Source organism: Kitasatospora sp. NEAU-CNBT7 (assembly GCF_057220535.1).
In genome coordinates this window covers 13,352-37,301 of record NZ_JBXQQB010000019.1, presented here as the reverse complement: position 1 = coordinate 37,301, position 23,950 = coordinate 13,352, and the positions used below count along the sequence as shown (strand labels likewise).

At 75.2% G+C, this 23,950-nt stretch carries 26 protein-coding genes and 1 tRNA gene; 9 read left to right on the top strand and 18 right to left on the bottom strand.

Features of this window, described 5'->3' with window-relative positions:
* Positions 1–16: 16 nt before the first annotated feature.
* The 11 genes from AC2TEW_RS23670 to AC2TEW_RS23620 form a co-directional block, all read right to left on the bottom strand.
* Positions 17–418: a TadE/TadG family type IV pilus assembly protein gene (locus tag AC2TEW_RS23670; protein WP_484625343.1), complete on the bottom strand. Its 402-nt coding sequence runs from the start codon at positions 416–418 to the stop codon at positions 17–19.
* An 83-nt stretch (positions 419–501) separates the two neighbouring features.
* Entirely contained in the window at positions 502–894 is a 393-nt protein-coding gene (locus AC2TEW_RS23665) for a TadE/TadG family type IV pilus assembly protein (RefSeq protein ID WP_484625342.1), read from the bottom strand.
* Between the two features lie 14 nt (positions 895–908).
* Positions 909–1,172 (bottom strand): hypothetical protein, encoded by a 264-nt coding sequence (locus AC2TEW_RS23660; protein WP_033824946.1) that lies wholly within the window; start codon positions 1,170–1,172, stop codon positions 909–911.
* Between the two features lie 40 nt (positions 1,173–1,212).
* A complete protein-coding gene (locus AC2TEW_RS23655; RefSeq protein ID WP_033824947.1) occupies positions 1,213–2,097 on the bottom strand; it encodes a type II secretion system F family protein in 885 nt (294 codons plus the stop codon).
* On the bottom strand, positions 2,094–3,059 hold the full coding sequence (locus tag AC2TEW_RS23650) for a type II secretion system F family protein (RefSeq protein WP_484625341.1): 966 nt from the start codon (positions 3,057–3,059) through the stop codon (positions 2,094–2,096). Before AC2TEW_RS23650 ends, AC2TEW_RS23655 begins: the two co-directional genes overlap by 4 nt.
* The gene (locus AC2TEW_RS23645) at positions 3,059–4,642 is read right to left on the bottom strand and encodes a TadA family conjugal transfer-associated ATPase (RefSeq protein ID WP_484625340.1); all 1,584 of its coding nucleotides are present in this window, start codon (positions 4,640–4,642) and stop codon (positions 3,059–3,061) included. The genes AC2TEW_RS23650 and AC2TEW_RS23645 overlap by 1 nt, the downstream gene beginning before the upstream one ends.
* Positions 4,632–5,828, bottom strand: a complete 1,197-nt coding sequence (locus AC2TEW_RS23640; protein ID WP_484625339.1) for a CpaE-like family protein — start codon at positions 5,826–5,828, stop codon at positions 4,632–4,634. Before AC2TEW_RS23640 ends, AC2TEW_RS23645 begins: the two co-directional genes overlap by 11 nt.
* The gene (locus AC2TEW_RS23635) at positions 5,828–6,595 is read right to left on the bottom strand and encodes an SAF domain-containing protein (protein WP_484625338.1); all 768 of its coding nucleotides are present in this window, start codon (positions 6,593–6,595) and stop codon (positions 5,828–5,830) included. Before AC2TEW_RS23635 ends, AC2TEW_RS23640 begins: the two co-directional genes overlap by 1 nt.
* Before the next feature lie 67 nt (positions 6,596–6,662).
* On the bottom strand, positions 6,663–7,508 hold the full coding sequence (locus tag AC2TEW_RS23630) for a hypothetical protein (RefSeq protein WP_484625337.1): 846 nt from the start codon (positions 7,506–7,508) through the stop codon (positions 6,663–6,665).
* 125 nt (positions 7,509–7,633) lie between these two features.
* The gene (locus tag AC2TEW_RS23625; RefSeq protein ID WP_484625336.1) at positions 7,634–8,206 is read right to left on the bottom strand and encodes a hypothetical protein; all 573 of its coding nucleotides are present in this window, start codon (positions 8,204–8,206) and stop codon (positions 7,634–7,636) included.
* Between the two features lie 185 nt (positions 8,207–8,391).
* Positions 8,392–9,249, bottom strand: a complete 858-nt coding sequence (locus tag AC2TEW_RS23620) for a hypothetical protein (RefSeq protein WP_484625335.1) — start codon at positions 9,247–9,249, stop codon at positions 8,392–8,394.
* Positions 9,250–9,435: 186 nt separating this feature from the next.
* On the opposite strand from AC2TEW_RS23620, the gene AC2TEW_RS23615 reads away from it, so the two are divergent.
* From AC2TEW_RS23615 to AC2TEW_RS23605, 3 genes are all read left to right on the top strand, one after another.
* Complete coding sequence (locus AC2TEW_RS23615) at positions 9,436–9,891, top strand: pyridoxamine 5'-phosphate oxidase family protein (RefSeq protein WP_484625334.1); 456 nt, start codon at positions 9,436–9,438, stop codon at positions 9,889–9,891.
* Positions 9,892–9,999: 108 nt separating this feature from the next.
* Positions 10,000–10,467, top strand: a complete 468-nt coding sequence (locus AC2TEW_RS23610) for a MaoC family dehydratase (RefSeq protein ID WP_484625333.1) — start codon at positions 10,000–10,002, stop codon at positions 10,465–10,467.
* A gap of 410 nt (positions 10,468–10,877) precedes the next feature.
* Positions 10,878–12,026 (top strand): MBL fold metallo-hydrolase, encoded by a 1,149-nt coding sequence (locus AC2TEW_RS23605; RefSeq protein ID WP_484625427.1) that lies wholly within the window; start codon positions 10,878–10,880, stop codon positions 12,024–12,026.
* A 56-nt stretch (positions 12,027–12,082) separates the two neighbouring features.
* On the opposite strand, the gene AC2TEW_RS23600 is transcribed toward AC2TEW_RS23605, so the two are convergent.
* Positions 12,083–13,024, bottom strand: a complete 942-nt coding sequence (locus AC2TEW_RS23600; protein ID WP_484625332.1) for a DUF389 domain-containing protein — start codon at positions 13,022–13,024, stop codon at positions 12,083–12,085.
* A 160-nt stretch (positions 13,025–13,184) separates the two neighbouring features.
* On the opposite strand from AC2TEW_RS23600, the gene AC2TEW_RS23595 reads away from it, so the two are divergent.
* From AC2TEW_RS23595 to AC2TEW_RS23580, 4 genes are all read left to right on the top strand, one after another.
* Entirely contained in the window at positions 13,185–14,096 is a 912-nt protein-coding gene (locus tag AC2TEW_RS23595) for an acyl-CoA thioesterase (RefSeq protein ID WP_484625331.1), read from the top strand.
* Between the two features lie 93 nt (positions 14,097–14,189).
* Complete coding sequence (locus tag AC2TEW_RS23590) at positions 14,190–14,807, top strand: TetR/AcrR family transcriptional regulator (RefSeq protein ID WP_082526470.1); 618 nt, start codon at positions 14,190–14,192, stop codon at positions 14,805–14,807.
* 158 nt (positions 14,808–14,965) lie between these two features.
* Entirely contained in the window at positions 14,966–15,166 is a 201-nt protein-coding gene (locus tag AC2TEW_RS23585) for a hypothetical protein (protein ID WP_055731245.1), read from the top strand.
* A 59-nt stretch (positions 15,167–15,225) separates the two neighbouring features.
* On the top strand, positions 15,226–15,429 hold the full coding sequence (locus AC2TEW_RS23580) for a cold-shock protein (protein ID WP_484625330.1): 204 nt from the start codon (positions 15,226–15,228) through the stop codon (positions 15,427–15,429).
* A gap of 64 nt (positions 15,430–15,493) precedes the next feature.
* Here AC2TEW_RS23580 and AC2TEW_RS23575 read toward each other — a convergent pair whose 3' ends face one another.
* Positions 15,494–16,912 carry a DUF2398 family protein gene (locus AC2TEW_RS23575; RefSeq protein WP_484625329.1) on the bottom strand — a complete coding sequence of 473 codons (1,419 nt, stop codon included), beginning with the start codon at positions 16,910–16,912 and terminating at the stop codon, positions 15,494–15,496.
* Between the two features lie 170 nt (positions 16,913–17,082).
* On the opposite strand from AC2TEW_RS23575, the gene AC2TEW_RS23570 reads away from it, so the two are divergent.
* Positions 17,083–17,943: a sterol desaturase family protein gene (locus tag AC2TEW_RS23570; protein ID WP_484625328.1), complete on the top strand. Its 861-nt coding sequence runs from the start codon at positions 17,083–17,085 to the stop codon at positions 17,941–17,943.
* The gene (locus tag AC2TEW_RS23565) at positions 17,940–18,665 is read left to right on the top strand and encodes a lysoplasmalogenase (RefSeq protein ID WP_484625327.1); all 726 of its coding nucleotides are present in this window, start codon (positions 17,940–17,942) and stop codon (positions 18,663–18,665) included. The genes AC2TEW_RS23570 and AC2TEW_RS23565 overlap by 4 nt, the downstream gene beginning before the upstream one ends.
* Positions 18,666–18,716: 51 nt before the next feature.
* On the opposite strand, the gene AC2TEW_RS23560 is transcribed toward AC2TEW_RS23565, so the two are convergent.
* From AC2TEW_RS23560 to AC2TEW_RS23540, 5 genes are all read right to left on the bottom strand, one after another.
* Positions 18,717–19,340 (bottom strand): hypothetical protein, encoded by a 624-nt coding sequence (locus AC2TEW_RS23560; RefSeq protein ID WP_484625326.1) that lies wholly within the window; start codon positions 19,338–19,340, stop codon positions 18,717–18,719.
* 182 nt (positions 19,341–19,522) lie between these two features.
* The gene (locus AC2TEW_RS23555; protein WP_484625325.1) at positions 19,523–20,326 is read right to left on the bottom strand and encodes an exodeoxyribonuclease III; all 804 of its coding nucleotides are present in this window, start codon (positions 20,324–20,326) and stop codon (positions 19,523–19,525) included.
* 106 nt (positions 20,327–20,432) lie between these two features.
* The gene (gene ggt / locus AC2TEW_RS23550) at positions 20,433–22,220 is read right to left on the bottom strand and encodes a gamma-glutamyltransferase (protein WP_484625324.1); all 1,788 of its coding nucleotides are present in this window, start codon (positions 22,218–22,220) and stop codon (positions 20,433–20,435) included.
* A 182-nt stretch (positions 22,221–22,402) separates the two neighbouring features.
* Positions 22,403–22,489: transfer RNA gene (locus tag AC2TEW_RS23545), tRNA-Leu, on the bottom strand.
* A 72-nt stretch (positions 22,490–22,561) separates the two neighbouring features.
* The gene (locus AC2TEW_RS23540) at positions 22,562–23,674 is read right to left on the bottom strand and encodes an ROK family glucokinase (protein ID WP_484625323.1); all 1,113 of its coding nucleotides are present in this window, start codon (positions 23,672–23,674) and stop codon (positions 22,562–22,564) included.
* Positions 23,675–23,950 lie beyond the last annotated feature (276 nt).

Sequence of the window (23,950 nt, the reverse complement as noted above, 5' to 3'; positions counted from 1 at the left end):
ATCCCCCCTACCCCGCTCAGTTGCCGCGGTACCGGTCGATCACCGAGGTGAACTCTCCGGTGATGGTCGTCTTCCCCGGCGCGCCGTGGAAATTCATCAGGTCCCCCAGCGGGACGGCGCAACTGACCTTCGCCGTCACGGTCCTGACGTCCCCGGTGCCGGTGTGGAGCGTGCCGTACCCGAGCAGGTGGTCGCGGTCCACGGTGCACCTCACCTGCTGCTGGTCCAGCACCGCGGCCGCCGCCTCGGCGGCGGCCGTCCGCGCCCCCTCGTCGTCGCGGGAGAGCGAGGCCGCCCGGGCGGCGGCCCGCGCGGCCGCGTCCACCACCCCGGCCGTGGTCTGCACCCGGCCGGCCGCGACCACGAACACCACGAAGGCCACCAGGACCGGGGCGAGCAGCGCGACCTCGACGGCCACGCTGCCCCGGTCACCACCCCGGCGGCGGGGGTGCCCCCGCCACCGGCCGTACCGTCGGTCGCTACCCGTCCGGGGCGGCGCGATCACGGAGTGCCTCCCGGCGCAGTGAAGCGTTCGCGGGGCGCACGGGCGGTGCGGACGATGGTGCGGCCGTCGACGAACGGCAGCACCGACTGGGTGCGGACCTCCACCACGTACTCCACCGAGTCGGCGTCGGAGCCGTCGTGGGAGACCCGCACCGGCCGGGCCAGGTTGTCGAAACGGCCGAGGAACTCCCCGACCCGCGCGTCCCCGTCCGCCAGCGTGGCCCCACGGACCCGGCCCGCCTCCACCCCTTCGCGTGCGGCGGCGACCGCGGCCTGGCTGGCGTACCACCAGAGCGAGGCCTGCACCACCATCAGCACGATGAACAGCACGGCGGGGAAGAGGATGGCCAGGGAGATGGTGACCGCGCCCCGGTCGGAAGGACGGAGCACGCGCGGGCCGAGGATCACTGTGCGGCGCTCGGGATGTCCGTCGGAATGGTGTTCTTGGCCTTGGTCGCCAGGGTCTTGACGGCCAGCAGCACACCGCCCGCGATGGCGACCATCACGATGACGGCGAGCGCGAGTTCGATGCTGATCGCGCCGCGGTCGCCGGCCGCCCGGGCGGCGCGCAGCCGGCCGAGCCGGTGGTGCAGCACGGGCGCGCCGAGCCGGACGGGGAGCAGGACCTGCAGCAGCAGGAAGGCGAGGAGGAGTCTGATCCGGGTCATGGTGTGGTCTCCAGGACGGGGCGGGGGCGGGGGACGGGCGTCAACTCGCTTGGAGCATCTGGTACAGCGCGGGGAAGACGATCAGCACCGTCATGAGCAGGGTGAGCGCCGTGCCGGGCGCCACCATCCGCTCGCTGTCGGTGTTGGCCTGGGCCAGTTCGGCGGCGAGCAGTTCGCTGCGCAGGCCCTCGGCCCGGGCCCGCAGGGTGTCGTACACGGCGGCGCCGTCGGTGCCGGAGATCCGCATGATGTCGGCGACGTCCTGCAGTGCGGTCAGGCCGAGTTCGGTGGAGAGCGCGTCCAGGCCGTCCCAGGGCGGCAGCCGGTCGGTGGCGGCGCGCTCCAGGGCGTCCCGGATCCGGCGGAACACCGCGCCCCGGCCGACCGCGGCGGCCCGCCGCAGCGCCTCCGCCGGGCCGCTGTCGGCGGCGCGCTCCAGGGCGACCAGTTCCAGGAAGGCCGCGATGCCGTGCAGGTACTCGGTCCTGGCCTCCTTGGCCTCGCCGCTGACCACGCCGTCGGGGACGAACCAGAGCAGCGCGGCCAGCAGCGGACCGGCCACCAGCGGTACGGTGACAGGCAGTTCGAGGTCGGCCAGGGCGGCCATCGCCGAGAGGTAGCCCGGCAGCACCAGCCCGAGCAGCGCGAACAGCAGCTTGTGCGCCATGAACCGGGCCGGGGTGCGGCCGATCAGGGAGAGCTGCTGGTGCGGGATCCGGACCCCGCTGCGGCCGAGCGAGCTCTCCCCGATCCGGTCGTACCAGACGGCGCGGGCGGGCGCGTCCTGCGGGCGCGGGTCGGGCCTGCGGTGCAGACGGTCGAGGGCCTGGCCGAGGTCGGGCGGGGCGGGGCGCAGCTCGGCCGCGAGCAGGGCGACGCCGCCCGCGGCGGCGGCGCCGGCCACGATGGCCCAGGGCGAGATCACCGGACCTCCTTGAGCGGGTGGTCGCCGACCGGTTCCGGTTCGGCGGCGGTCTGCGGGCCGTCGGCCGGGCGGCCGGCCTTGCTGCGGCGGTCGGGCTCCAGGATCCGGGGCAGCGGGCTGTGCGCGGCCAGCGAACGCATCCAGGCGATCACGGCGACGAAGGCGAGGGCGACCACCGCGAGCACGACCTGGCCGAGCGCGGTGCCGTACGGCCGGGTGTACTCGGCGTTGAAGCTGCCGGCCACCACGACCAGCAGGATGATGCCGACCAGCCAGCGGATGGTGGTGCGGTGCTTGGCCCGGTCGGCCTCGATCGCCCGGCGCTGGCGGACCTCCTCGCGGACCGAGGCGGCCATGTCGGCCAGCGCGCGGGCGAGGCCGGGACCGCTGTCCCCGGCCCGCAGCAGCAGCGCGGCAAGCACCTTGTCGGCGGTGGCGTCGGCCAGTTGGTCGCCGAAGGCACGCAGCGCGTCCTCCGGACGCCAGCGGGCCTGCAGCCGGGCGGACAGATCGGAGATCTCGCCCTCCAGGGCGGCCGGGGCGGTCCGCCGGCTGGTCACGATGGCCTGGTTGAGGCCGACGCCGAGCAGCAGGACGTCGGCGAGCCGCTGGGTCCACTCGGCCAGCGCCTCCAGCCGCTCGATCCGGCGGGTGTCGGAGCGGGTCGCGCCGAACAGCCAGGGCAGTCCGAAGACCCCGGCCACCACCAGGACCGCCACCAGCGGGATCCCGGTGTACAGCCAGGCCGTCGGCGCGGCGGCGAGCGCCGCCGCGACCTGGATCCGGCGCAGCCTGGCCACCCGGGGCGCGGCCGCGCCGGGCGCGCCGTACCAGAACACGTGGATCCGGCCGGCCAGCGGGTTGGGCTCGGCCGGCTCGCCCGGGGCGCTGCCGCGCAGCCCGGCCACCAGGGCGACCAGGCCGACGGCGACCAGCAGTCCGCACAGCACGTACAGCAGCATCAGCGCAGCCCTCCGATCCGCAGCGCCAGCGGGGCGGACCAACTCCCGTACGCGGACTGCAGCAGGCCCGCGTCGAACCCGGTCCGGCGCAGGTCGTCCAGGCAGTTCGGCGGCGTGTGCGGCACGGCCCGGGGCTCGCCCAGGTCGGGGCGCGGGCCGAAGACGGTGTTCATCGCGGGGCGGCCGGACTCGCCGAGGCCGGTGACCTCCAGCACGTGCGAGACGAACCGGTGCCGGCGGCCGCCGACCGCGGTCTCGTCGACCATCGCGACGTGCACGATGAAGTCGACGGCGTTGGCGGTCAGCCGGTAGGCGAGGGTGTCGGTCATGTGCGCGCCGTACTCCAGGCAGAGTTCGGCGATCCGGTCGACCACCATCTGCGGGCCGCGGGCGTGCAGGGTGCACATCGAGCCGCCCTCGCCGTTGGTCATCACCCGCAGCATCGGGACCACCTCGGCGGAGCGGACCTCGCCGACGATGATCCGGGAGAGTGTCATCCGCAGCGCGGCCGGGATCAGTTCACCGATCGTCAGCTCCCCCGCCGCGCGGCCGTCGACCCGCTCGCCGTTGCCCTCGCGGGCCTCCATCGGGACGACCTGGCGCAGGTGCCCGAGGGTGTGCAGCCACAGCTCGAACTCCGACTCCAGGGTGCCGACCCGTTCGTCCGGCGGGATCTCGGCGGCCATCGCGCGCAGCAGGCTGGTCTTGCCGACGCCCTGGGTGCCGGTGATCACCACGTTCTTCCGGGCCCGGATCGCGGCGGCCAGGAACGCCGCCAGCGTCTGGTCCACGGTGCCGAGCGCCACCAGGTCGGCCAGGCTCGCGGAGGCGACCCGGTGCCGGCGGATCGCCACGTACGGCCGGGGGGTGACCTCGGTGAGCGCCTGCAGGCGCATCCCTCCCTCCAGCCGCAGCGCCAGGGTCGGGCTGGCGGTGGACAGACTGCGCTCGCCGCCGCCGTGCTGGCGGGCCAGGTCCTGGAGCAGTTCGACCAGTTCCTCGTCGGTGTCGGCGACCGGCGGGACCTGCCGCAGCGGCTGGTGGACCTTGGAGATCCAGACGTCGTCGCAGCCGTTGATCAGGATGTTCTCGATGTCGGGGTCGTCCAGGTACGGCTGCAGCCGCCCGGCCCGGAACAGCAGGTCGAACACGGCCTCGGCGAGCGCCCGGTCCTGCTCCCGGGTGGGCGGGATGCCGTGGGTCTGCGCGTACGCGTCCGACCAGCGGGCCACCGCCTCCTCGATCAGCGCCCGGCCGCGCTGGCGGCGGGTGGCGCGGTCGACCTCGGTGTCCGAGCCGTCGTTCAGCCGGGAGAGCTGCTGGTGCAGTTCGGCCGCGACCTGGCGCTTCAACTCCCGTGCCACCTGCGGGTCGACGGCCGGCCGGGCGCCGGCCGTCGGCGCCCCGGCGACCGGCACCCCCGCGGGCTGGAGCGCGGCCACGGCGTGCGCCGGACGGACCGGCCCGGTGGCCGGGTGGGCGGCCTGCGGGGGCTGGGCGGCCTGCGGGAGCTGCGGCCTGCCCCACGGCAGGCCCGCCGGGTCGGCCGCGGCGGCCCCCGGGTTGAGCGGACTAGCGCGCACGGAGCACCTCCCCGTACGGACCGGTCTGCGGCGCCTGCGGCGCGGGGAACGGCGCCGGTGCGGGCGGCTGCGGCACCGCCGGTGGCGCGATGTGCGGGCTCTGCGGCTGCGGGCTGTGCGGCTGCGGGCCCGGCGGCTGGGTGTGCTGCGGGTGCGGGTGCGGGTAGGCCAGCGGGTGCGGCTCGGCCGGCGGCGCGTACCGGGGGTCCGGCTGCTGCGGGTGCGGTTGTTGCAGGTCCGGCTGCTGCGCGGGCTGCTGCTGGGGCTGGTACGGCTCTCCGTACGGAGGCTGCTGTGCGTACGAGGGCTGCTGCTGGTGGGGCTGGGCCTGCTGCGGCCACCCGGCGGCCTGGGGCTGAGGCTGGAGCTGCGGGTGGGGCTGGGCGGGCCGGTGCACGGTGCCCAGCCGTTCGCGCCGGCGGGCCGTCAGGGTCAGGATCTGGTCGACGGCGCTGCGCGCGGTCCGCATCAGCTCCGAGCGGATGAACCGCCGGTCCGCGGTGTCCCCGCCGTCCGACAGCACCCGGGCGGTGCGCGGGGCGTGCGGGAGCAGGCCGAGCGCCGGGATCCCCAGCTCCCGTGCGATGTCCGCCACCGGGTACGGCCCCTCGGCGATCAGCAGCAGGCCGAGCGCGTCGGCGCCGGAACCGGCCGCCTCCAGGTCCTCGCGCAGCGCCGCCAGCCGGGGCCGCGCGGCGCTCAGGCCGCGCAGCGTGGTCCGCGCGGTGACGGCGACCACGTCGGCCCGGCGCGCCAGCACGGCGCTGGAGCCGGCCGCACCGGAACGCCCGAGGTCGAGGATCACGTCGTAGCCCTGCGGTTCCAGGCCGTGCAGCGCCTCGACCAGCGGCTCCCAGGTGTACGCCAGCCCGGGGGCCTGGGCGGGATCGGTCAGCCCGGGCAGCAAAAGCCGGTCGCCGCCGCCGTCCGGGGAGAGGTCGATCAGCTGGTCCCAGATGGACTGCGCGAGCAGCCCGCGGCGGTCGGCGACGGCCAGGTTGCGCAGCCCGTACACCGCCTCGACCCGGCCCTCGAGAGCACCCGCCACAACGGCCCCGCCGTCCGGGTCGCACTCCACCAGCAGCACCCGGCGGCCCGGCCGCAGCGGCCAGGCCAGCAGCAGGGCGAGGGCCGTGGTGGTGGCACCCGGCGCGCCGGTACCGCCGACGACGGCGATCACGGCCATCAGGCGCCACCCGTCCGGCTCGGCGAGGCGCTGGGTGAACCGCCCGGGCCGGCCGACTCCGACGGGGCTGCGCCGCGGGCACCGGCGCCGCGCGGGGCGAGGATCACCTGGAAGTTGCCGCTCGACACCCAGGCGGCCAGCCGCGGGCCGTCGGCCGGCCCGACGGCCACGTCGATCACCTGGCCGCCGTCGGTGTCCACCTTGCCCACCGTGGTCACCACGGCGGTCATGGTCTCCGGGGTGCGGACCGGCTGGTCCGACTTGGCGGTCGAGACGATCACCACCTGGAGGCCCGGCTGCAGCTTGGCGGCCGGCAGCTGGGTGCGCTTGGCGGCCAGCCCGACGGTCTGCTGGTCGGGCTGCAGAAGCGGTTCGCCGGTCAGGTCGGCCGACAGCACCAGCGCCCCGCGGTGCAGGTCCGTGGTGGCCCGCAGCCCCACCACCCGGGCGCCGTCCCTGGCGTCCAGCGCCTTGATCGCCGGGTCGCTCGCTATGTGCGCCACCACCAGGTCCTCGGCCGTGATGGTCTGCCCCGCCGGAACGTCCCGGGCCACCGCCAGCACCGCGATCCGCTGCCCGCTGCTGTTGTAGAGCACCGCACCGCCCAGCCCGCCCGCGGCGATCAGCGCCACCGCCATCGCCAGCACGGCCGGCCGCCGCCGCCGGGCGCCCAGGTTGCGCGAGGGCGTGCGGGGCACCGGGCGCGCGAGGTCCGGGGCGAGCGCGGCGGTGCCGGGGCTCGGTGACGGGACGGTGCGGTTCTCCACCGGGCTGGGCCTTTCGTACGGGACTGGGCTGGGCTGCGGGTACTGCTGGACTCTCCGGTCACACCGGTCAGTTGAGGACCTGGACCTCGCCGACCCGCAGCGCGAGCAGGTCGCTGTACCTCGTGAAGGTGAAGGAGCGGAACACTCCCCCGGTGTCCGACCGGGTGACCACGACGTTCCAGACCAGCTTCACCGAGAGGTAGTACGCGTCGTTGCGCAGCTTCGCCGAAGCGGTCTTGTACACGAAGCCGCAGGTCGGGCTGGACACGGCGGCCGTTCCGGGCGTGTAGGGGGTCCCCGGGCTGCTCTTGCAGTCGACGGCCGACCCGTCCGAGGGCTTGGGCGAGCTGCCGTCCCCCGACCTGTCGTCCGGGAACCAGTAGACGTGCGCCAGGGTGGCCGTCGCCGTCATGGTGAGCGTGTTGCCCGAGGCGCTCTTGGACTGGGTGCCCGTCGTGGTCGGTGTCGGGGTGTACCAGAACCACACCGGCGAGCCCACTACGGCGGTTCCGGCCGGCGCGACGTGCAGTTCCGGTGCGTCGAGGGTCATCTTGGCGAAGGCCTGGCTGGCCAGCACCCCCGGGCTGTCCGGCGGCGGGCCGCCCGGTGCCTGCGCGAAGAAGGCCGGCGGCTTGGTCGACAACTGACCGCCGACACCACGGCAGTTGACCTCGTAGACGGCGCCGTCGGCCGCGGTGTGCCCGGCCCAGGCCGGATCGCCCGCCGGGGGTTGCGGCTCGGACCGGTGGTAGTAGCACCCGTCCGAGCTGCTGAACCATCCGAGGTCGTCGTCCCAGCACGGCCAGCTCTGCCCGTTCCAGCTGCACATCGGCACGCCGTTGCCGCCACCACCGCCACCGCCGCCGGTCGGCTGCCCGGGACCGGGCGTGGATCCCGGCTCGGTGACGATCACGCAGATATCCCGCACGGTGCAGGGATTCACGTCCCCCGAAGGCCCGTCCGCGAGAGCCGGGGCCAGGCCGCCGGCCACCAATCCGAGTGAGGCGACGAGGCACACGACCAATCGCCGGAGTGTTTTCAGCATGTCCGACCCACTTCGCGTTTGAAGTCCACGATCAGCCATCGCCCGGCCGCTTTGCGCAGGCCGACGGTGGCGACGTATCGGGAAAGCCGCTGCTTGGGATCCTTCGTCGCCTTGGTGACGGCGTCGGCCTGGTGCCAGTCGGTCACATCGAGGCAATCCTCGATCACCGCGGTCTGCGGCTCCGCGGTGAGATCGAGGGCCTTCACGATCGGGGCGTTCCGGGGTGCACCGATCATCACAAGTTTGGCCTCGTGCAACTGGTGCAGGCTCGCGACGGAGTCACTCAACGCCTGCCCGGTGGAGTACAACTGAAGCTGGGAACTGTCCGAATCGGCCTTCCCGAACGCGTCGGTCTGGGCCCCCCACCAGTCCTGATAGGACCTCACGACGATGGCCGCGATGGCCCCTTCCGGGCCGTCCGTCGGTACCGTCGGGTCCGCACCCGAACCACTCGAAGGAGTGACCCCATTCCCACCGGGAACAGTCGCCACAGGAGTACCCAGGCGTTCCGCGGAACCGGCCGAACCGCTGCTGCCGCAAGCACTCAGCACCAGCAGCAGAGCCACCCCGCCAACCCCGACCACCCCAGGGCGCAACACATTTCCGCGCTGCCGCATCGCCCCACCTCGCCGCAGCCGCCACATCCGTGACCATGGCCGCAGAACTTGTCCGCCGTCCCGCTGTGTTGCTTCGGGGCCATCGATTCTTCGCCAACCCACCCTGGCACGGCAACACCCCGGGCGCTCTGACCTTACGCGGAAGGCGGATCCGTTGGGGCACTTTCCCGCCACAGAACTGCCAACAGTTCTTCAGAAAGCGACAATCCGGCCAAGGCGCCCCGCACCGCGGCCCGATTGCGCATCAGCAGCCGCCCGCCGTCGCCCGGCAGCAGCAGCCGGGCCGTCGCCCCGCCGGCCGCCGGGTCACCCCACGCCAACTGCGCCTCCACCGCGGCCTGCAGTTCCTCCGGACCGACCGCGGCGGCGGCCCCGGGGACCCCGTGGTCCAGTACCCGTCCGAGCGCCCAGCTGAACGACCCCTCACCGCCCGGCAGGACGGCGTCCCGGCCGCGCCGCCCGGCCGTGTAGCGGCCGACCCGGCCCCACAGCGGCACCCGGGAGTGGGTGAGCAGCTCACCGGCGCCGTCCTCGCGGGCCAGCGCCGCCCAGGTGTCCTTGTCGGCGACCGCGTCGACCAGCAGCAGGGTCTCCTCCTGGTCGCCGTGGACCATGGCGCTGGTCACCCAGTCCCAGGCGAGCCCGCGCCGGTAGGCGTTGTCCGGGGTGGACCCGGCGGTGACCAGCGCGATCCGGCGGCCGCGCGGGTCGGCGACCAGCTGGCCGAGCAGGCAGACCACCAGCCAGCGGGCGGGACGCTGGGAGGCCTGGCGAAGGGCCGTGAGCATGGCGTTGGCGTCGGCGTCGGCCGGCAGGTGGCTGGTCCGGCAGCCGCGGGTGCCGGCGTCGAAGGCGCGGTCGGGCAGGGTGCGGGCGAGGTCGGCCGCGCCTTCGGCCGCCCGGGCCGAGCCGGCGTACCCGCGCTCGGGCCCGCCGTCCGCGCCGATCACCACCAGTTCGATGCCGCCGCCGGTCATCCGTACCGCCCCCATCCGTACCCGTACCAGTACCCGTGCTCGTGCCCGTGCCCTCGGCTTCCGCCGCGCCGTGGCCGCCGCTCAAGCTACCGCCGCGGCGCCGCCGCCGGGTCCGCAACCAGCGCATCCGGGACCTCCGGGGGCGTGAGGAGGGGACCATGGGCCCTGTCGCCGCTCCGCCGGGCGCTGCACGATCGGGTCATGGACCGTGACGAGCGCGTGGAGGAGCTGGCCGAGGCCGAGTGCCGCCGCCTGCTGGGCACCGTGCCCGTGGGGCGGGTGGTGTACACCGCGCACGCCCTGCCGGCCGCACTGCCGGTGGTGTTCGAGGTCGCCGCGGACGGACGGCTGATGCTGGCCCTGTGCGAGGGCAGCGCGGCCTCCCGGGCCCTGGACGGCACGGTGGCCGCGTTCCAGGCGGACGCCCTGGACCCGGCGGCCCGGACCGGCTGGAGCGTGCTGGTGCGCGGCCGGGCCGAGGTGGTCCGGGACCCGGTCCGGCACGGCGCCCTGCGCGCGGGCGGCCTCGCCCCGTGGGCCGACGGCGGCGCCCCGGTGTACGTGGCGCTCGCCCCCGAACTGGTCTCCGGCCACCGGCTGCGCCCGGCGCCGCGCGCCGCCCGGGGCGGCGTCCGCCGCGCGGCGGCGCCCTCCTGACGGCGGCGGCACCCTCCTGACAGGTGACCGGCGAGTAGGCATACTCTCCGACAGTCGCGGCGGCGGCCCGGGCGGGCCGCGCCGCCGCAGCCCGGAGCCCCTACCCCCATGGAGCGCACCTTGACCACCTTCGCCTCCCTCGCCGACCTGGCCGCCGCGGTCGGCACCGAGCTCGGCACCAGCGAGTGGCACACCCTGGACCAGCAGCGGGTGGACCTGTTCGCCGAGGCGACCGGCGACCACCAGTGGATCCACGTCGACCCGGCGCGCGCCAAGGAGAGCCCGTTCGGCGGCACCATCGCCCACGGCTACCTGACGCTGTCGCTGATCCCCGTGCTGGCCAAGGAGTGCTACCAGGTCGAGGGGGTGCGGATGGCGCTCAACTACGGCTCGGAGAAGGTCCGCTTCCCGGCGCCGGTGCCGGTCGGCACGGCGGTGCGGGCGACCGCGCTCCTGGTGTCGGCCGAGGAGGTGGCGGGCGGGGTGCAGGTGGTGGTCCGTTTCACCATCACCAGCGCGGACTCCGCGAAGCCGCACTGCGTCGCGGACACCATCACCCGCTTCTACGCGGCCTGAGCGCCCGGCGGCCCGGCCGGGGTGGCCGGGGTGGCCGGCCGACCCGGCCGGGGTGCGGACCCCGGCGGGGCCCGGCCGGTCCCGTCCTAGGCCGAACGGTGCGCCTGCGCCGTTTCCACCGCGTGAGCAGGGCATTCGCCCGGTAATGTCCCATTCGACGGCCGTCGTGCGGCGCCGGGCTCCTCCGGTCTCCGTACGCGCCTCGGCATGCCGACCGCCGCCCAGCACGGCCGGCGGTGCCGCCGAACGGATGTCGCTCCCGTGGAGGTGCCGTGCCCCGCCCCGCCCCCTGGATCTCCCGCGCCGCAGGCCGGGCCGCCGGCCGCGCCGTCGACCTGACGCTGCAGCTCGGCGCCGAACTCGCCGACACCAAGCGACTGAAGGCCCTGCCCAGGACCACCTGGCACCGGATGCGCACCGAGGCCTTCGGCGCCGACCCGAGCGGCTACCGGCTCTGGCGGGTGCAGAACTCCCCCAACTTCGCCGAGGGCGCCTTCCGCAACCCCGTCCCCACCCGGCGGCTGGTCTACGAGCGGTCGCCGCTGGAGGCCACCCGGGCCCAGCTGGCCGGTGACAAGACCCGCCGGGCGCCGGCCGCCGCCGTCCCGGTGCACCGGCTGCTGCCCACCGAGCTGGCCACCCGGCCGGCCTCGGGCCTGCGGCTGACCTGGCTCGGCCACGCCTCGGTGCTCGCGGAGCTGGACGGCCGGCGGGTGCTGTTCGACCCGGTCTGGGACGAGCGGTGCTCGCCGTTCTCCTGGATCGGCCCGAAGCGGCTGCACCCGGTGCCGATCCCGCTGCGCGAACTGGGCCCGGTGGACGTGGTGGTGATCTCGCACGACCACTACGACCACCTGGACATGCCGACCGTCAAGGTCCTGGCCAGGACCGGGACCGTGTTCGCCGTCCCGCTCGGGGTCGGCGCGCACCTGGAGCACTGGGGGGTGCCGACCCGGCGGATCGTCGAACTGGACTGGTGGCAGTCGGCCGAGGTGGCCGGGCTGACGCTCACCGCCACCCCGGCCCGGCACTACTGCAGCCGGGGCCCGCGGACCAGCGCCCACTACCTGTGGTCGTCCTGGGTGGTGGCCGGCCCCCGGCACCGGATCTTCCACAGCGGTGACTCCGGCTACTTCCCGGGCTTCACCGAGATCGGCTCCCGGCTCGGCCCGTTCGACGCCACGATGATGCAGGTCGGGGCGTACAGCGACTACTGGCCCGAGGTCCACATGACCCCCGAGGAGGGCGTCCAGGCGCACCGGGACCTCGGCGGGGCGGTGCTGCTGCCGATCCACTGGGGCACCTTCAACCTGGCGCCGCACCCGTGGGAGGAGCCCGCCGAGCGGGCCGTCGCGGCCGCCAGGGCGCTCGGGGTGACGCTGGTCGCGCCGCGTCCCGGCAAGCCGTTCGAGCCGGCCGACCCGCCGGCCGTGAAGCTGTGGTGGCGTCCGGTCGCGGCGATGCCCGAGGAGCCGGCCGCCCTGCGGGTGCCGGAGGACTTCACGGTCGCCGCGCCCGAGAAGCCGGCCAGCGTGGAGGACGACGGCGTCACGGTCTGACCCCGGCCGCGCGGCCCGTACCGGAGTGCCGGTGCGGGCCGCGCGCCGTGCCGGCGTCAGCCGCGGCGGGCGCGGTCGCCCAGCACCAGCCGCCAGGCCCCCTGCTGGACCAGCAGGGTGAGCACGCCCGCCAGCATGATGCCGGCCAGGTTCAGCGCGAGCTGGACGGCCGAGCCCCAGGCCTGTGCGTAGTCGCCGTAGGCGAGCGCCACGGCGGCGTTGGCGGCGGCGGGGACGGTGGTCACCGAGATCGCCACCCCGACCAGGGCGCCGGCCTTGGCGGAGGTCAGCGAGAGCAGACCGACGATGCCGGCCAGGAAGGCGACCACGAAGGACATCGCGTCCGGCTGCCAGATGAACGAGGTGTTCGGCCGGGCCGAGTCGAACCCGGCGCGGGTGAACAGGCCCAGGGCGTCCATCAGCAGGGTGAAGCCGACGGTCAGCACCATCGCCACCGCGAACCCGGCCACCAGCGCCGTCAGTGAGCGCAGCGCGGGCCGGGCCCGCCGCTGGACCAGCGCCACGCAGAGTCCGGCGATCGGGCCGAACTCCGGGCCGACCGCCATCGCGCCGACCACCAGGATCGCGCTGTCCAGCACCGCGCCGCAGGCCGCGAGCATGGTGGCGACCGTCAGGAAGGCGAGGTAGACGACGGTGAGGGTGGACTCCTCGCGGGTGATGTCGGAGACCGCCTCCCAGACCAGCGCGTCGGCGCCCTCGCCGGGTGCTTCCCGCTCGGCCCGGTCGGCGGCGGCCGAGATGGTCAGCCCGACCTCGCTGACGTCGATCGCCCCGCGCTCGCGCAACCCGAGCGCGCGCAGTTCCCCGAGCACCTCGTCGGCGGCCTCCCGCGCCACGTCGCACAGCACCAGGTCGCCCGCTGGCCGCACGGCGCTGCCCGGCAGCAGGACCACGTGGGTCACCCCCACCGCCGAGTCCAGGCGGGTCAGTACGGCGTCGCGGAGGTCGGCGGGGACGATCAGGCGTAGGTGCAGCACGGCGGCTCCGGGGGCGGGTGGGGACGGGCGACCCGCCCACCCTAGGGCCTGCCGGGCGGCGCGACCGGAGTGTCTCGCTGGAACACGTTGCAGGTTCGGCCGTGCCGTCGGCGCCACCCGGGTCGGCGTACCGGCGCGGGCGGTCTGCCAGGATGATCCCGTGACGGATGCCATGAGCAAGGAGACGGCGGACGAGGACGCGGGCCGGTCGTTCGCCGATCTGCTGCGGATCGAGGAGCTGGACGAGAACCTGTTCCGCGGCCGGTGCCACGCCGGGGCGCCGATGCGGGCGTTCGGCGGCCAGGTCGCGGCGCAGGCGTTGACGGCGGCCGGGCGGACCATCGAGCCGCGCCGCCGGGTGCACTCCCTGCACGGGTACTTCCTGCGGCCGGGCGATCCGCAACGGCCGATCATCTACCAGGTGGACCAGGTGCGGGACGGCATGTCGTACGCCACCCGCCGGGTGACGGCCGTTCAGCGCGGCGAGGCGATCTTCACCCTCTCCGCCTCGTTCAAGGTCCCGGAGGCGTCCGGCGAGCGCCAGCGCACCATGCCGCCGGTGCCCGGGCCGGACGAGCTGCCGGACCCGTTCGTCGCCTGGGAGCTCGCCGACCCGGAGGACTTCGCCCGGGCCACCGACTTCCGCGCCCTCGACATGCGGTTCATCCCCGCCGGCACCCCGGGGCTGCCCCCGGAACTCCCGGGCGTGCCGCAGCAGTTCGTCTGGCTTCGAACCGGCACCCCGCTGCCGGCCGAGGACCCGCTGCTCCAGGTCTGCGCCCTGACCTACCTGTCCGACCTCACCCTGGCCTCCACCACCGCCCTGCACCTGCAGCCGCACCGGTTCCAGCGCACCGGGCCGCCGCTGATCACGCTCGCCTCGCTCGACCACGCGATGTGGTTCCACCGTCCGTTCCGGGCCGACGAGTGGCTGCTGTTCGCCCAGCGCAGCCCCTCGGTCTCGGACGGGCGGGGCCTGGCGCTCGGCGAGTTCTACGACCGCGACGGACTGCTGGTCGCCTCCGCGGTGCAGGAGACCCTGGTCCGCGAGCGGCGGCCCGGCGCCAGGTAGGCGGGCGCACCGCTCCCCCGTCGGCCGCGGCCCGGCCGCCCGGCCTGATCAGGCCTCATACCGGCCCGGGCACCCGCCCCGTATCATGGGCGGGTGACCAAGGTTGACCTGTCACCACGGCCGGTGGAGGCGATGTCGCCCCGTCAGCTCGAACGGCGCCGGAGTCTGCTCCGGGCCGCCCTCGCCCTGGTGACCGAGATCGGCGTCGAGCGGCTCCAGATGAAACAGGTGTCGGAGCGCTCCGGGGTGGCGCTCGGCACGGCCTACCGCTACTTCTCCTCCAAGGACCATCTGCTGGCGGCGGCGATCGCCGACTGGCACCGGCTGCTGCTGGCCGACCTGGTGGCCGAACAGCGCGGCGCGCGCTCCGGGCCGTCCGACACCGACCGGACGATCCGCTTCGTCCGGCACGGCATGCGGGCCTACCAGCGGCAGCCCGAACTGGCCAGACTGCGGGTGGCGGTCGCCACCTCGACCGACCCGTTCGCGAGCGAGGCGCTGCAGGGCATGGCCCGGGCCGACCGGGCGGCGCTGGACGCGGTGATGTCGGAGGTCCCGGACGCGGCCGGCGACCTGGTCCGGCACATCGTCGGCCATGCCTGGCAGGGCGAGCTGACCGCCTGGGTGACCGGCCGCGCCACCCTCGACGACGCCCGGCGGCGGCTGGAGGACGTGGTCCGGCTGGTGCTCACCCCGTACGAACCGGCCTGACCGGTCCGGCCCGAACCGGCCTGGGCCTGACCTTGATAGCCCGAACGGGTGAACCTGGACGGGCGCTGCCACCTGCACGGAGGTCTTGACTTCCAGGCCCTGCCCAGACTTAACCCGGACGTATCGACCGTTAACGCCGCCCTGTGATGCTCACTGCCATGAACGCCCAGCCGTCCGCGGCCGCGCCCGCCGCGCAGGCCCGACCCGACACCTTCCCGCTGCCCAAGCGGCACCGGCGCCTGATCGCCTGCACCGCCGTCGCCGCCTCCGTCGCGCTCGGCGCCCTCGGGGTGGGCGCCACCGTGGAGACCGTGCGCCACGGCGTGCCCGCCGCCAGCGCCGCCGCGCTGAAGTGGTGAGGCCCGTGCGGCGAGCGGATACTGCAGGTGACCATAGGTCTTCGGCCCGAGGAGGCACCATGGCTACCGGCACCGTGCGGTCGTACTACCAGGACCACGGCTACGGCTACATCGTCCCCGACGACGGCGGCCCCGAGCTGACCGTCTACTACGACTCGATCATGGGGATCGAGGACCACCGGCTGGAGACCGGACAGCTGGTCGAGTACGACGCCACCATGCAGGAGCTCCGCCCGGTCGCGGAGCGCGTCCGCCCGAAGTAGCCGCACCCGGTACCCGCACCGCACCCGCACCGCGACCGCTCGCGGATCGGCCCCGGCCCCGGAATCACTCCGGTCGGCCGGGGCCGCAGTCCTGCGGGCGGGAGTGGCGGCCCGAGCGCGGTTCCGGCCCGGGGTCGGCCGCCGGGGCGTAGCGGGCGGCGGGGGCCCGCAGCAGCCAGGCCCGCCCGGCCGGGACGATCAGCCGCATCCGCGCCAGCAGGTCCAGGACGTCCCGGCGGAAGGCCGGACGGTCCGCCAGGTACTCGGGGCTCCAGCCGGCCCGCAGACCGTGGTCATCGGTGACGTCGCCGAGGGCGCCGTCTATCAGGGCGTCGGGGATCAGGACGGCCGGCGGCGCGGTGTCCTCCTCGGGCAGCGGCCGCAACTCCTCGACCAGCGCCTGCACCAGCAGCAGCGCGGCCTGGGCGAGGGTGCCGGTCCCGGGCAGCGCGAGGTCGGTGAGCTCGCCCGCCGGGTCGATCAGGGCCACGCCCTCGGCCCGTGCCTCGGTCTGCAGGCCGAGGAAGTCGGCGAACAGCACCGCCTCCGCGCCCCGGCGCCGCAGCAGCCACTCGCGCTCGGCCGGCCGCAGCTCGTCCAGCAGCACCACGGGCGTCTCCACCAGCAGCCGGCGGACCGCCAGTTCCGGTCCGGCGGCGGCCAGCGGCGACGCCGGGGCCAGCGCCGCCGCCAGCTCCCGGTCGACCACCAGGCCGTGCGGGCCGTGGCCGACCACCTGCCAGTCCTTGAGCACGTCCAGCGCCCGCGGGTGCTCGAGGTCGGGGGCCCGGCCGTCGGCCAGCGCGCCGAGCGCCAGCACCAGGCAGGCGTAGGTGGCGGGTTCGAAGCCCGGCAGGGCCCGGCCCGGCAGCGGGGCCTTCTGCAGCCGGGCGTACCGGCCGGCCACCGTCAGCCGGTAGCCGAGGACCTGCTCGAAGCGCTCGGCCAGCCAGTCGGCGTGACGGCGGATCAGCGGGAACCCGGCGGCGTGCGGCCCGCCCTCGGTGACCAGCGGCTGCGCCAGCAGCAGCCGGGCCGCGGTCCGCCGCTCCACGGCCGCGGCCGGCTCGTCCGGGCCGCGCGGCCGCTCCGGCTTGCGGTGCCGGCCCGAACTGCCGCCCGCCCCGGGGGCACCCTGATCGGCGGCGTCGGGCCGGCCCCGGCGGTAGCGCTGCGGCCGGGTGCGCAGCACGGCCGAGTGGTGGGCGGTCGGCCCGTGCCACCAGCTGGTGGTGGTTGCGGCGGGGTCGGCCGGGTCGGGGGCGCCGCCGAGGTGGCGGGCGCCGTAGAGGCCGAACGTCCCGGTGAACAGGTCGTGCGCGGCCTGCGGTGCGGCCTCGGCGAGCCGGGCGGCGAGCGCCTGGGCGGCCGGGTACAGGTCGGCCGACGGCTGGGCCGTGAGCTGCCCCGCCCCGCCCGCGCGCCCGCTCCCCGTGCGACCGCGTGCCTTCCCGGCGCCGGTCGCGTACTCCTGCTGCTCCATGTCGCCCACCAGAGTAGACGGTGGCCCCCGCCCGCCGCAGGCTCGCCCGCCCTCCCGGGCTCCGGCCGCGCCGCGCGCTCCCCGGCCGTACGGCCCCGGCGCCGCCGACCCGCTACGCGCGGGTAACAACCCCTTCCCCGGCTCCGGGGCGGTCCCCTATCGTCTCGGACATGCCGAACCTGCCCGACGTCGTGCTGTGGTCGATACCCGCCTTCGTCCTGCTCGCGGTCGTGGAGATGGTCTCGTACCGGTTCCATCCGGACGAGGACGAGCTCGGGTACGCCGCCAAGGACACCGGCACCAGCCTCGGCATGGGCCTCGGCAGCCTGCTGTTCGACGCCGGCTGGAAGATCCCGGTCGTGGCCGTCTACTCCGCGCTGTACGGGCTGACCCCGCTGCGGGTGCCGGTGCTGTGGTGGACCGTCCCGCTGATGCTGCTGGCACAGGACTTCTGCTACTACTGGCAGCACCGCGGCCACCACGTGATCCGCATCCTGTGGGCCTCGCACGTGGTGCACCACTCCAGCCGGCACTACAACCTGTCGACCGCACTGCGCCAGCCCTGGACCGGCGCCACCAGCTGGGTGTTCTACGTCCCGATGGTCCTGGCCGGGGTGCACCCGGCGGCGCTGGCGTTCTGCTCCTCGGTCAACCTGGTCTACCAGTTCTGGATCCACACCGAGCGGATCGGACGGCTGCCCCGGCCGTTCGAGTACGTCCTCAACACGCCGTCGCACCACCGGGTGCACCACGCCTCGCAGGGCGGCTACCTGGACCGCAACTTCGGCGGCATCCTGATCCTCTTCGACCGGCTGTTCGGCAGCTTCACCGCGGAGACCGCCCGGCCGGTGTACGGCCTGACCAAGAACCTGAGCACCTACAATCCCCTTCGGGTGGCTACTCACGAGTACGTCTCGATCGGCCGGGACCTGGCCGCGGCCGGCAGCTGGGGCGACCGGGTCCGCCACCTCATCAAGGGACCGGGCTGGCAGCCCGGCGCCACCGACCGCCCGGAGGGCATCCCCGCATGAGCATCACCCGACGCCTCCGTACCGCCCGCGGCCTGCTGGCCGGGTACGCCGCCACCTCGGCCGTCCACCTCGGGGCGATAGCCACCGGCGCCTTCGTCCTGCGGCACGCCACCAAGCCGGCCCTGATGCCGCTGCTGGCGGCCCAGACCCTCGCGGCCCGCGGCACCAGGGCCCCGAAGCTGCTGGCACCCGCGCTGCTGCTCAGCGCGGGCGGCGACGTGGCGCTCCAACTCGACGACGAGACCGCCTTCCTGGCCGGGATGGGCTCCTTCGCCGCCGCGCACGTCTGCTACGTGACGATGTTCGTCCAGCAGGGCGCCCTCACCGACCGGCGGCGCACCATCCTGGTCTCGGCGGCCTACGCCACGGCCTGGGCCACACTGATCAGCCGGCTGTGGCCGGGGCTCGGCGAGTTGAGGATCCCGGTGGCGGCGTACAGCCTGCTGCTCGCGTCGACCGCCGTCACCTCGGCCGGGCGCGGCTGGCGGACGGGTCTGGGCGGGGCGCTGTTCCTGCTCTCGGACACCCTGATCGCCACCCGGATCGCGGGCTGGAAGGAGCTGCCCGGCCACGAGCTGCTGATCATGTCGACGTACATCGTGGCGCAGTTCCTGCTGGCCTCCGGCACCCTGGCGGCGCTCGAGGCGGAGGACGCCGACCGGGAGCCGGCGCCCGGCGCGTTCGCCGGACCCGCCGGGGAACGGCTCAGCGCCCCGGCGTGACCACGGGGCGCTGAACGGGATCCGGCCCGGGCGGCCGGCCTTGTCGCGGCGTCAGGACTGCGGGCCGTCCGCGGGGCGCCGGCGCAGCAGCCAGACCCCGGCGATCCCGGCCGCGACCAGCACGCCCCCGGCGGCGAGCTGGCGCCCGTCGGTGTCGATCGAACCGCCGAGGCCGGTCCCGACCGCACCGTGCGGGGCGGCCGGCCCGTCCGGCTGGACGGCCGGGTGGCCGGTCTCCTGCGCGGTGGCGGGGTGGCTGCCCTCCTGGCCGCCGCCGGCGCCCCAGGTGGCGGAGCCGGTGACGGCGACCGCGCCGGTGAAGGTGTCGCCGTTCGGACACTTGCCGTCGATGCCCCAGGAGTTGCCCTGGAGCGCCTTCTTGACGGTGCCGACCAGGTCCTGCTGGGCGACCAGCTTCGCCGGGCCGCTGTACTTGCCGTCGGGGCCGACGGTGAGGGTGGCCGAGCCCCCGGTGAAGGCCTGCGAGTTCGCGGTCACGGTCTTCACCGAGCTGGTGTCACAGGTGACGCTGACGGTCACGGTCTGGCCCGGGGCGCCCTCGGCCGGACTCACCCAGGCGGGAGCGACGTCCTTGGCATGGGCCGTCGGCCCGGCGAGGACGACCATGGCGGTCGCGCCGAGCAGGGCTGCGGCGGCCGTACACGTGCGGCGCATGCCGTACCTCCAGGGGTTCTCGGGTGCAGCGGCGGACGCCCATCGTCCACGTGGTCGAACAGCTGCACCCGGTCACCCGCGACGCTAGGCAGCGCCACGCCGGGCGGCCACCCAACGTGGGCCGTTCGGGTCCGTCCGGTCACTCCGGGTGACCGGACGGGCCCGCCGCGGCGCGGCGCCGCTCAGAGGTCGAGGTCGACCACCACGGGCGCGTGGTCCGAGGTGCCCTTGCCCTTGCGGGCCTCCCGGTCGACATAGCTGTCGGTGACGGCGTCGGCGAAGGGCTTGTTGGCGAAGGTCAGGTCGATCCGCATGCCGCGGTTCTTCGGGAACGCCAGCTGGCGGTAGTCCCAGTAGGTGTAGGGGCGGTCGTACTTCAGCGGGCGCGGCACCACGTCCTGCAGACCGGCGGCGGCCAGCGCGGCGAGCGCGGCCCGCTCCGGCTCGGTGACGTGGGTCTGGCCCTCGAAGGCGGCGACGTCGAAGACGTCCTCGTCGGCCGGGGCGACGTTGTAGTCGCCGAGGACGGCGAACGGGCGGGGGCCGGCCGCGTCCGCCAGGACGGCCTCGCGCAGGGCGGCCAGCCAGTCCAGCTTGTACTGGTAGTGCAGGTGCCCGACCTCGCGGCCGTTGGGCACGTAGACCGACCAGACCCGGACCGGGCCGCAGGTGGCGGCGACGGCCCGCGGCTCGACCTCCGGCAGCAGCGCCCCGTCGGCGAGGTACCCGGGCTGCCCGGGCAGGTCGCGCACCACGTCCTCGAGGCCGATCCGGGACAGCACGGCCACGCCGTTCCACCGCCCGGTGCCGTGCGCGGCGCTCTCGTAGCCGAGCTCCTTGACCGCGTCGGCCGGGAAGGCGTCGGTGGAGCACTTGAGCTCCTGCAGGCAGAGCACGTCCGGCCCGGCGCTCTCCAGCCACTCCAGGAGCTTGGGCAGCCGGGCGGTGACGGAGTTGATGTTCCAGGTGGCGATGCGGACTGTCACGGCTGGCGGCCTTCCCGGGTGCTGCGGACGTGCTGCGGACGAGGGTGGGCGCCACGGCGGACGCCCACCCCGAACATACCGTCCGGCACCGACAGTCCCGGCAGGCTCAGCGGCCGGGGTGCACCACGGCGGCCGAGCCGCCGCCCCGCCGGACCGGCTCCGCCGCCGCCCGCCAGCGGCCGTCCGGCAGCCGCTCCACGCCGGTGGCGGCGCCGATCTCACCGCCGTCGACGAAGACCTGCCCGAGCGCCTCCAGCCGGGCCCGCTCGGGCAGGGCGAGGAAGGCGGGCTCGGCGCTGGTCGCGGCGGTGTTGCGCTGGCTGGCCCGGGGCGCGGCGATCGCCTGCTCCAGGGTCAGGCCGCGGTCGATCCGGCCGAGCACCACCTGCAGGGCGGTGGTGATGATGGTCGAACCGCCGGGCGAGCCGGTGGCGAACAGCGGCCGGCCGTCCTTGAGCACGATGGTCGGCGAGATCGAGGACCGCGGCCGCTTGCCGGGCCCGGGCAGGTTCGGGTCCGGCACCCCGGGGGTGGCCGGCGCGAAGGAGAAGTCGGTCAGCTCGTTGTTGAGCAGGAAGCCCCGCCCGGGCACGGTGATCCCGCTGCCGCCGGTCTGTTCGATCGTCAGGGTGTAGGAGACCACGCTGCCCCAGCGGTCGGCGACCGTCAGATGGGTGGTGCTCGGGCCCTCGTACGTCTCGGTGACTGCCGGGCCGCTGCTCGCGCAGGCCGCCGGGTGGTACGGGTCGCCGGGGGCGAGCGGGCTGGTCAGGGCGTGGTCGGGGTTGATCAGGCAGGCCCGGGCCGCGGCGAACGCCGGGGAGAGCAGCTGCGCGGTGGGGACGTCGGTGAAGCGCGGGTCGCCGACCCAGCGGCCGCGGTCGGCGAACGCGATCCGGCTGGCCTCCAGGAAGCGGTGGTAGTACTGGGTGTCGTCGAGCTTGGAGAGGTCGCTGCGGGCGAGGATGCCGAGCGCCTCGCCGCCGGTGGTGCCGCCGGACGACGACGGGGCGATGCCGTCGACCTCAAGACCGCGGTAGGGGACCCTGGTCGGCTGCTGGACCAGCGCCCGGTAGGCGGCCAGGTCGGCGGTGGTGACCTGGCCGGGGCGGGCGTTGCGCCCGGACGCGGGGTCGACCGGCGGGTGCTGGAGGGTACGGACGATGTCCGCGCCGATCGGGCCGCGGTAGAGCGCGTCGACACCCTTGCGGCCCAGCTCCCGGTAGGTGGCGGCGAGGTCCGGGTTGCGGAACCGCGAACCGACCACCGGGAGCGCGCCGTTCGGCAGGAACAGCTGCCGGGTGGCCGGGAAGTCCTGGAACCGCGCCTGGTTGAGGGCGGTCTGGTCCTGGAACGTCCGGTCGACCGTGAACCCGCGGTCGGCGATCCGCTCGGCCGGGCGCAGCACCTCGCCGAGCGAGCGGGTGCCCCACAGGTCCAGCGCCTTCTGCCAGGTCGCCGGCGTGCCGGGGACGCCCACGGACAGGCCGCTGGTGACCGCGTCGGCGAAGGCCAGCGGCTTGCCGTTCTCCAGGAAGAGTGTCTCGTCGGAGCGGTGGGAGGCGGTCTCCCGGCCGTCCAGGGTGGAGACCCGGCCGGTACGGGCGTCGTAGTAGACGAAGTAGCCCCCGCCGCCGATGCCGGCCGAGTACGGCTCGGTGACCCCCAGCGCGGCGGCCACCGCGACGGCCGCGTCCACCGCGTTGCCGCCGCCCCGCAGCACCTCGATCCCGGCCGCCGTCGCGTCGGCGTCGACACTGGCGACCGCACCCCCGGACCCGGTCGCCTCGGGGCTCTTCGGCGGGGACCCGGCGGCCTGGGCGGGCATCCCGGCCGCACAGACCAGGGCGGCGGCGAGCGCCAGAGCGGGGACGGAGCGGGCCAGGACTCTCATACGGACCTCCTGAGTCGGCGTCAGCTCTCCGTTCTTTCACACCTGTGGTGCACAGGACAACGGCGCATCGGGGCGCGGCCGACCGGAGGACGCCACCCGTTCACCGGCGCCGGAAACGCCGAAGCGGCGCCCCCCGCAGCGACTTCCGTCACTGTGGGAGGCACCGCTTCGCCGGTACTTCCTGGTGCGCGAGGGGGGAGTTGAACCCCCACGCCCTTTCGGGCACTGGAACCTGAATCCAGCGCGTCTGCCTATTCCGCCACCCGCGCCCGAGTGCTGAGCACAACCCTACCCGATCCCCGGCACCGCTCTGACCACCCGGGATGTCCCGGGCCCGCGGCCTACAGCAGCGTGGCGCGCTCGGCGCGGCGGCGCTTGACGGTGCGGAACCGGCGGGCCACCTGGCGGGCCAGGTCCGCCGCGCCGACCAGGCCGGCCTCGTTGCCCAGCGCCGCGGGCACGATCCCGGCCTCCGGCCGGAAGCCGCGGCCGGTGAGGGTCCGGCGGAAGGCGTCCTGGGCCGGGCCGAGCAGCAGGTCGCCGGCCTCGGAGACGCCGCCGCCGACCACGAAGCGGCCCGGGTCGAGCGCGGCGGCCAGGTTGGCGATGCCGACGCCGAGCCAGCGGCCGACCTCGTACAGCAGCTCGACCGCGACCGGGTCGCCGTCCCGGGCCGCCTCGGTGACCAGCGGCCCGGTGATCCCGCCCACCGCGCCGCCGGCCCTGGCCAGCAGCGGCTCGACCACCGGGGACTCCTCCTCCACCAGACCGCGGGCCTCGCGCACCAGCGCGTTGCCGGAGGAGTACTGCTCCCAGCAGCCGCGGTTGCCGCACGGGCAGCGGTGCCCGCCCGGCACCACCTGCATGTGGCCGAACTCGCCGGCCAGCCCGTACTTGCCCCGGTCGACGTAGCCGTCGCGGACCACCGCGCCGCCGATGCCGGTGCCCAGGGTGATCATCACCATGTGGTCCTCGCCGCGCCCGGCCCCGAACCGCCACTCCGCCCAGGCGGCGGCGTTGGCGTCGTTCTCCACCACCACCGGGAACCGCAGCCGCTCGCTGAGCGCGTCCCGCAGCGGCTCGCCGCGCCAGTTCAGGTGGGGGGCGAACAGCACCCGGGAGCGGTCCGCGTCCACCCAGCCGGCCGCGCCGATGCCCACCGCGTGCACGTCGTGCTTGTCGGCCAGTTCCAGCACCAGCTCGACGATGACGTCCTCGACCACCCGGGCGCTCTTGTTCTTGTCGGGCGTCTCGGTCCGGATCCGGTCCAGCACCCGGCCCTCGCCGTCGACCACGCCGGCCACCACCTTGGTCCCGCCGATGTCGACGCCGATGGTCGGCAGCCGGAGCACTCCGGCGGGCAGGGTGCGCCGGCGCCGGTCGGCGCCGCGCGGGCCGAGGCCGAACAGGGTGGGCAGGACCGGCGGCCGTGCGCTGTCGTTCGGGGTGCTCACTGGGGTGGACGCTCCTTCGGGTCGGGTCGGATCGGATCGGGTGCGGGACGGAGAGGGGCCGGGAGGGGCGGGGAGGAGGCGGGTGCGGGACGGGGAGGGACGGGCTGCCTGCCATCCTCCCCCTTGTCACCGCCGCGCAGGGGTCACGGACCGGACGGGGTCGGTGTGGATTTCCGGGCCGTCCGGCGCCGGTCGCGGTCCGGGGTCCCGCTCCTGAGTGATTCCTGTACGGCCGGCCGGGTGACCGGTCTGACGATCCGGCAGGTTCCGCGCCGG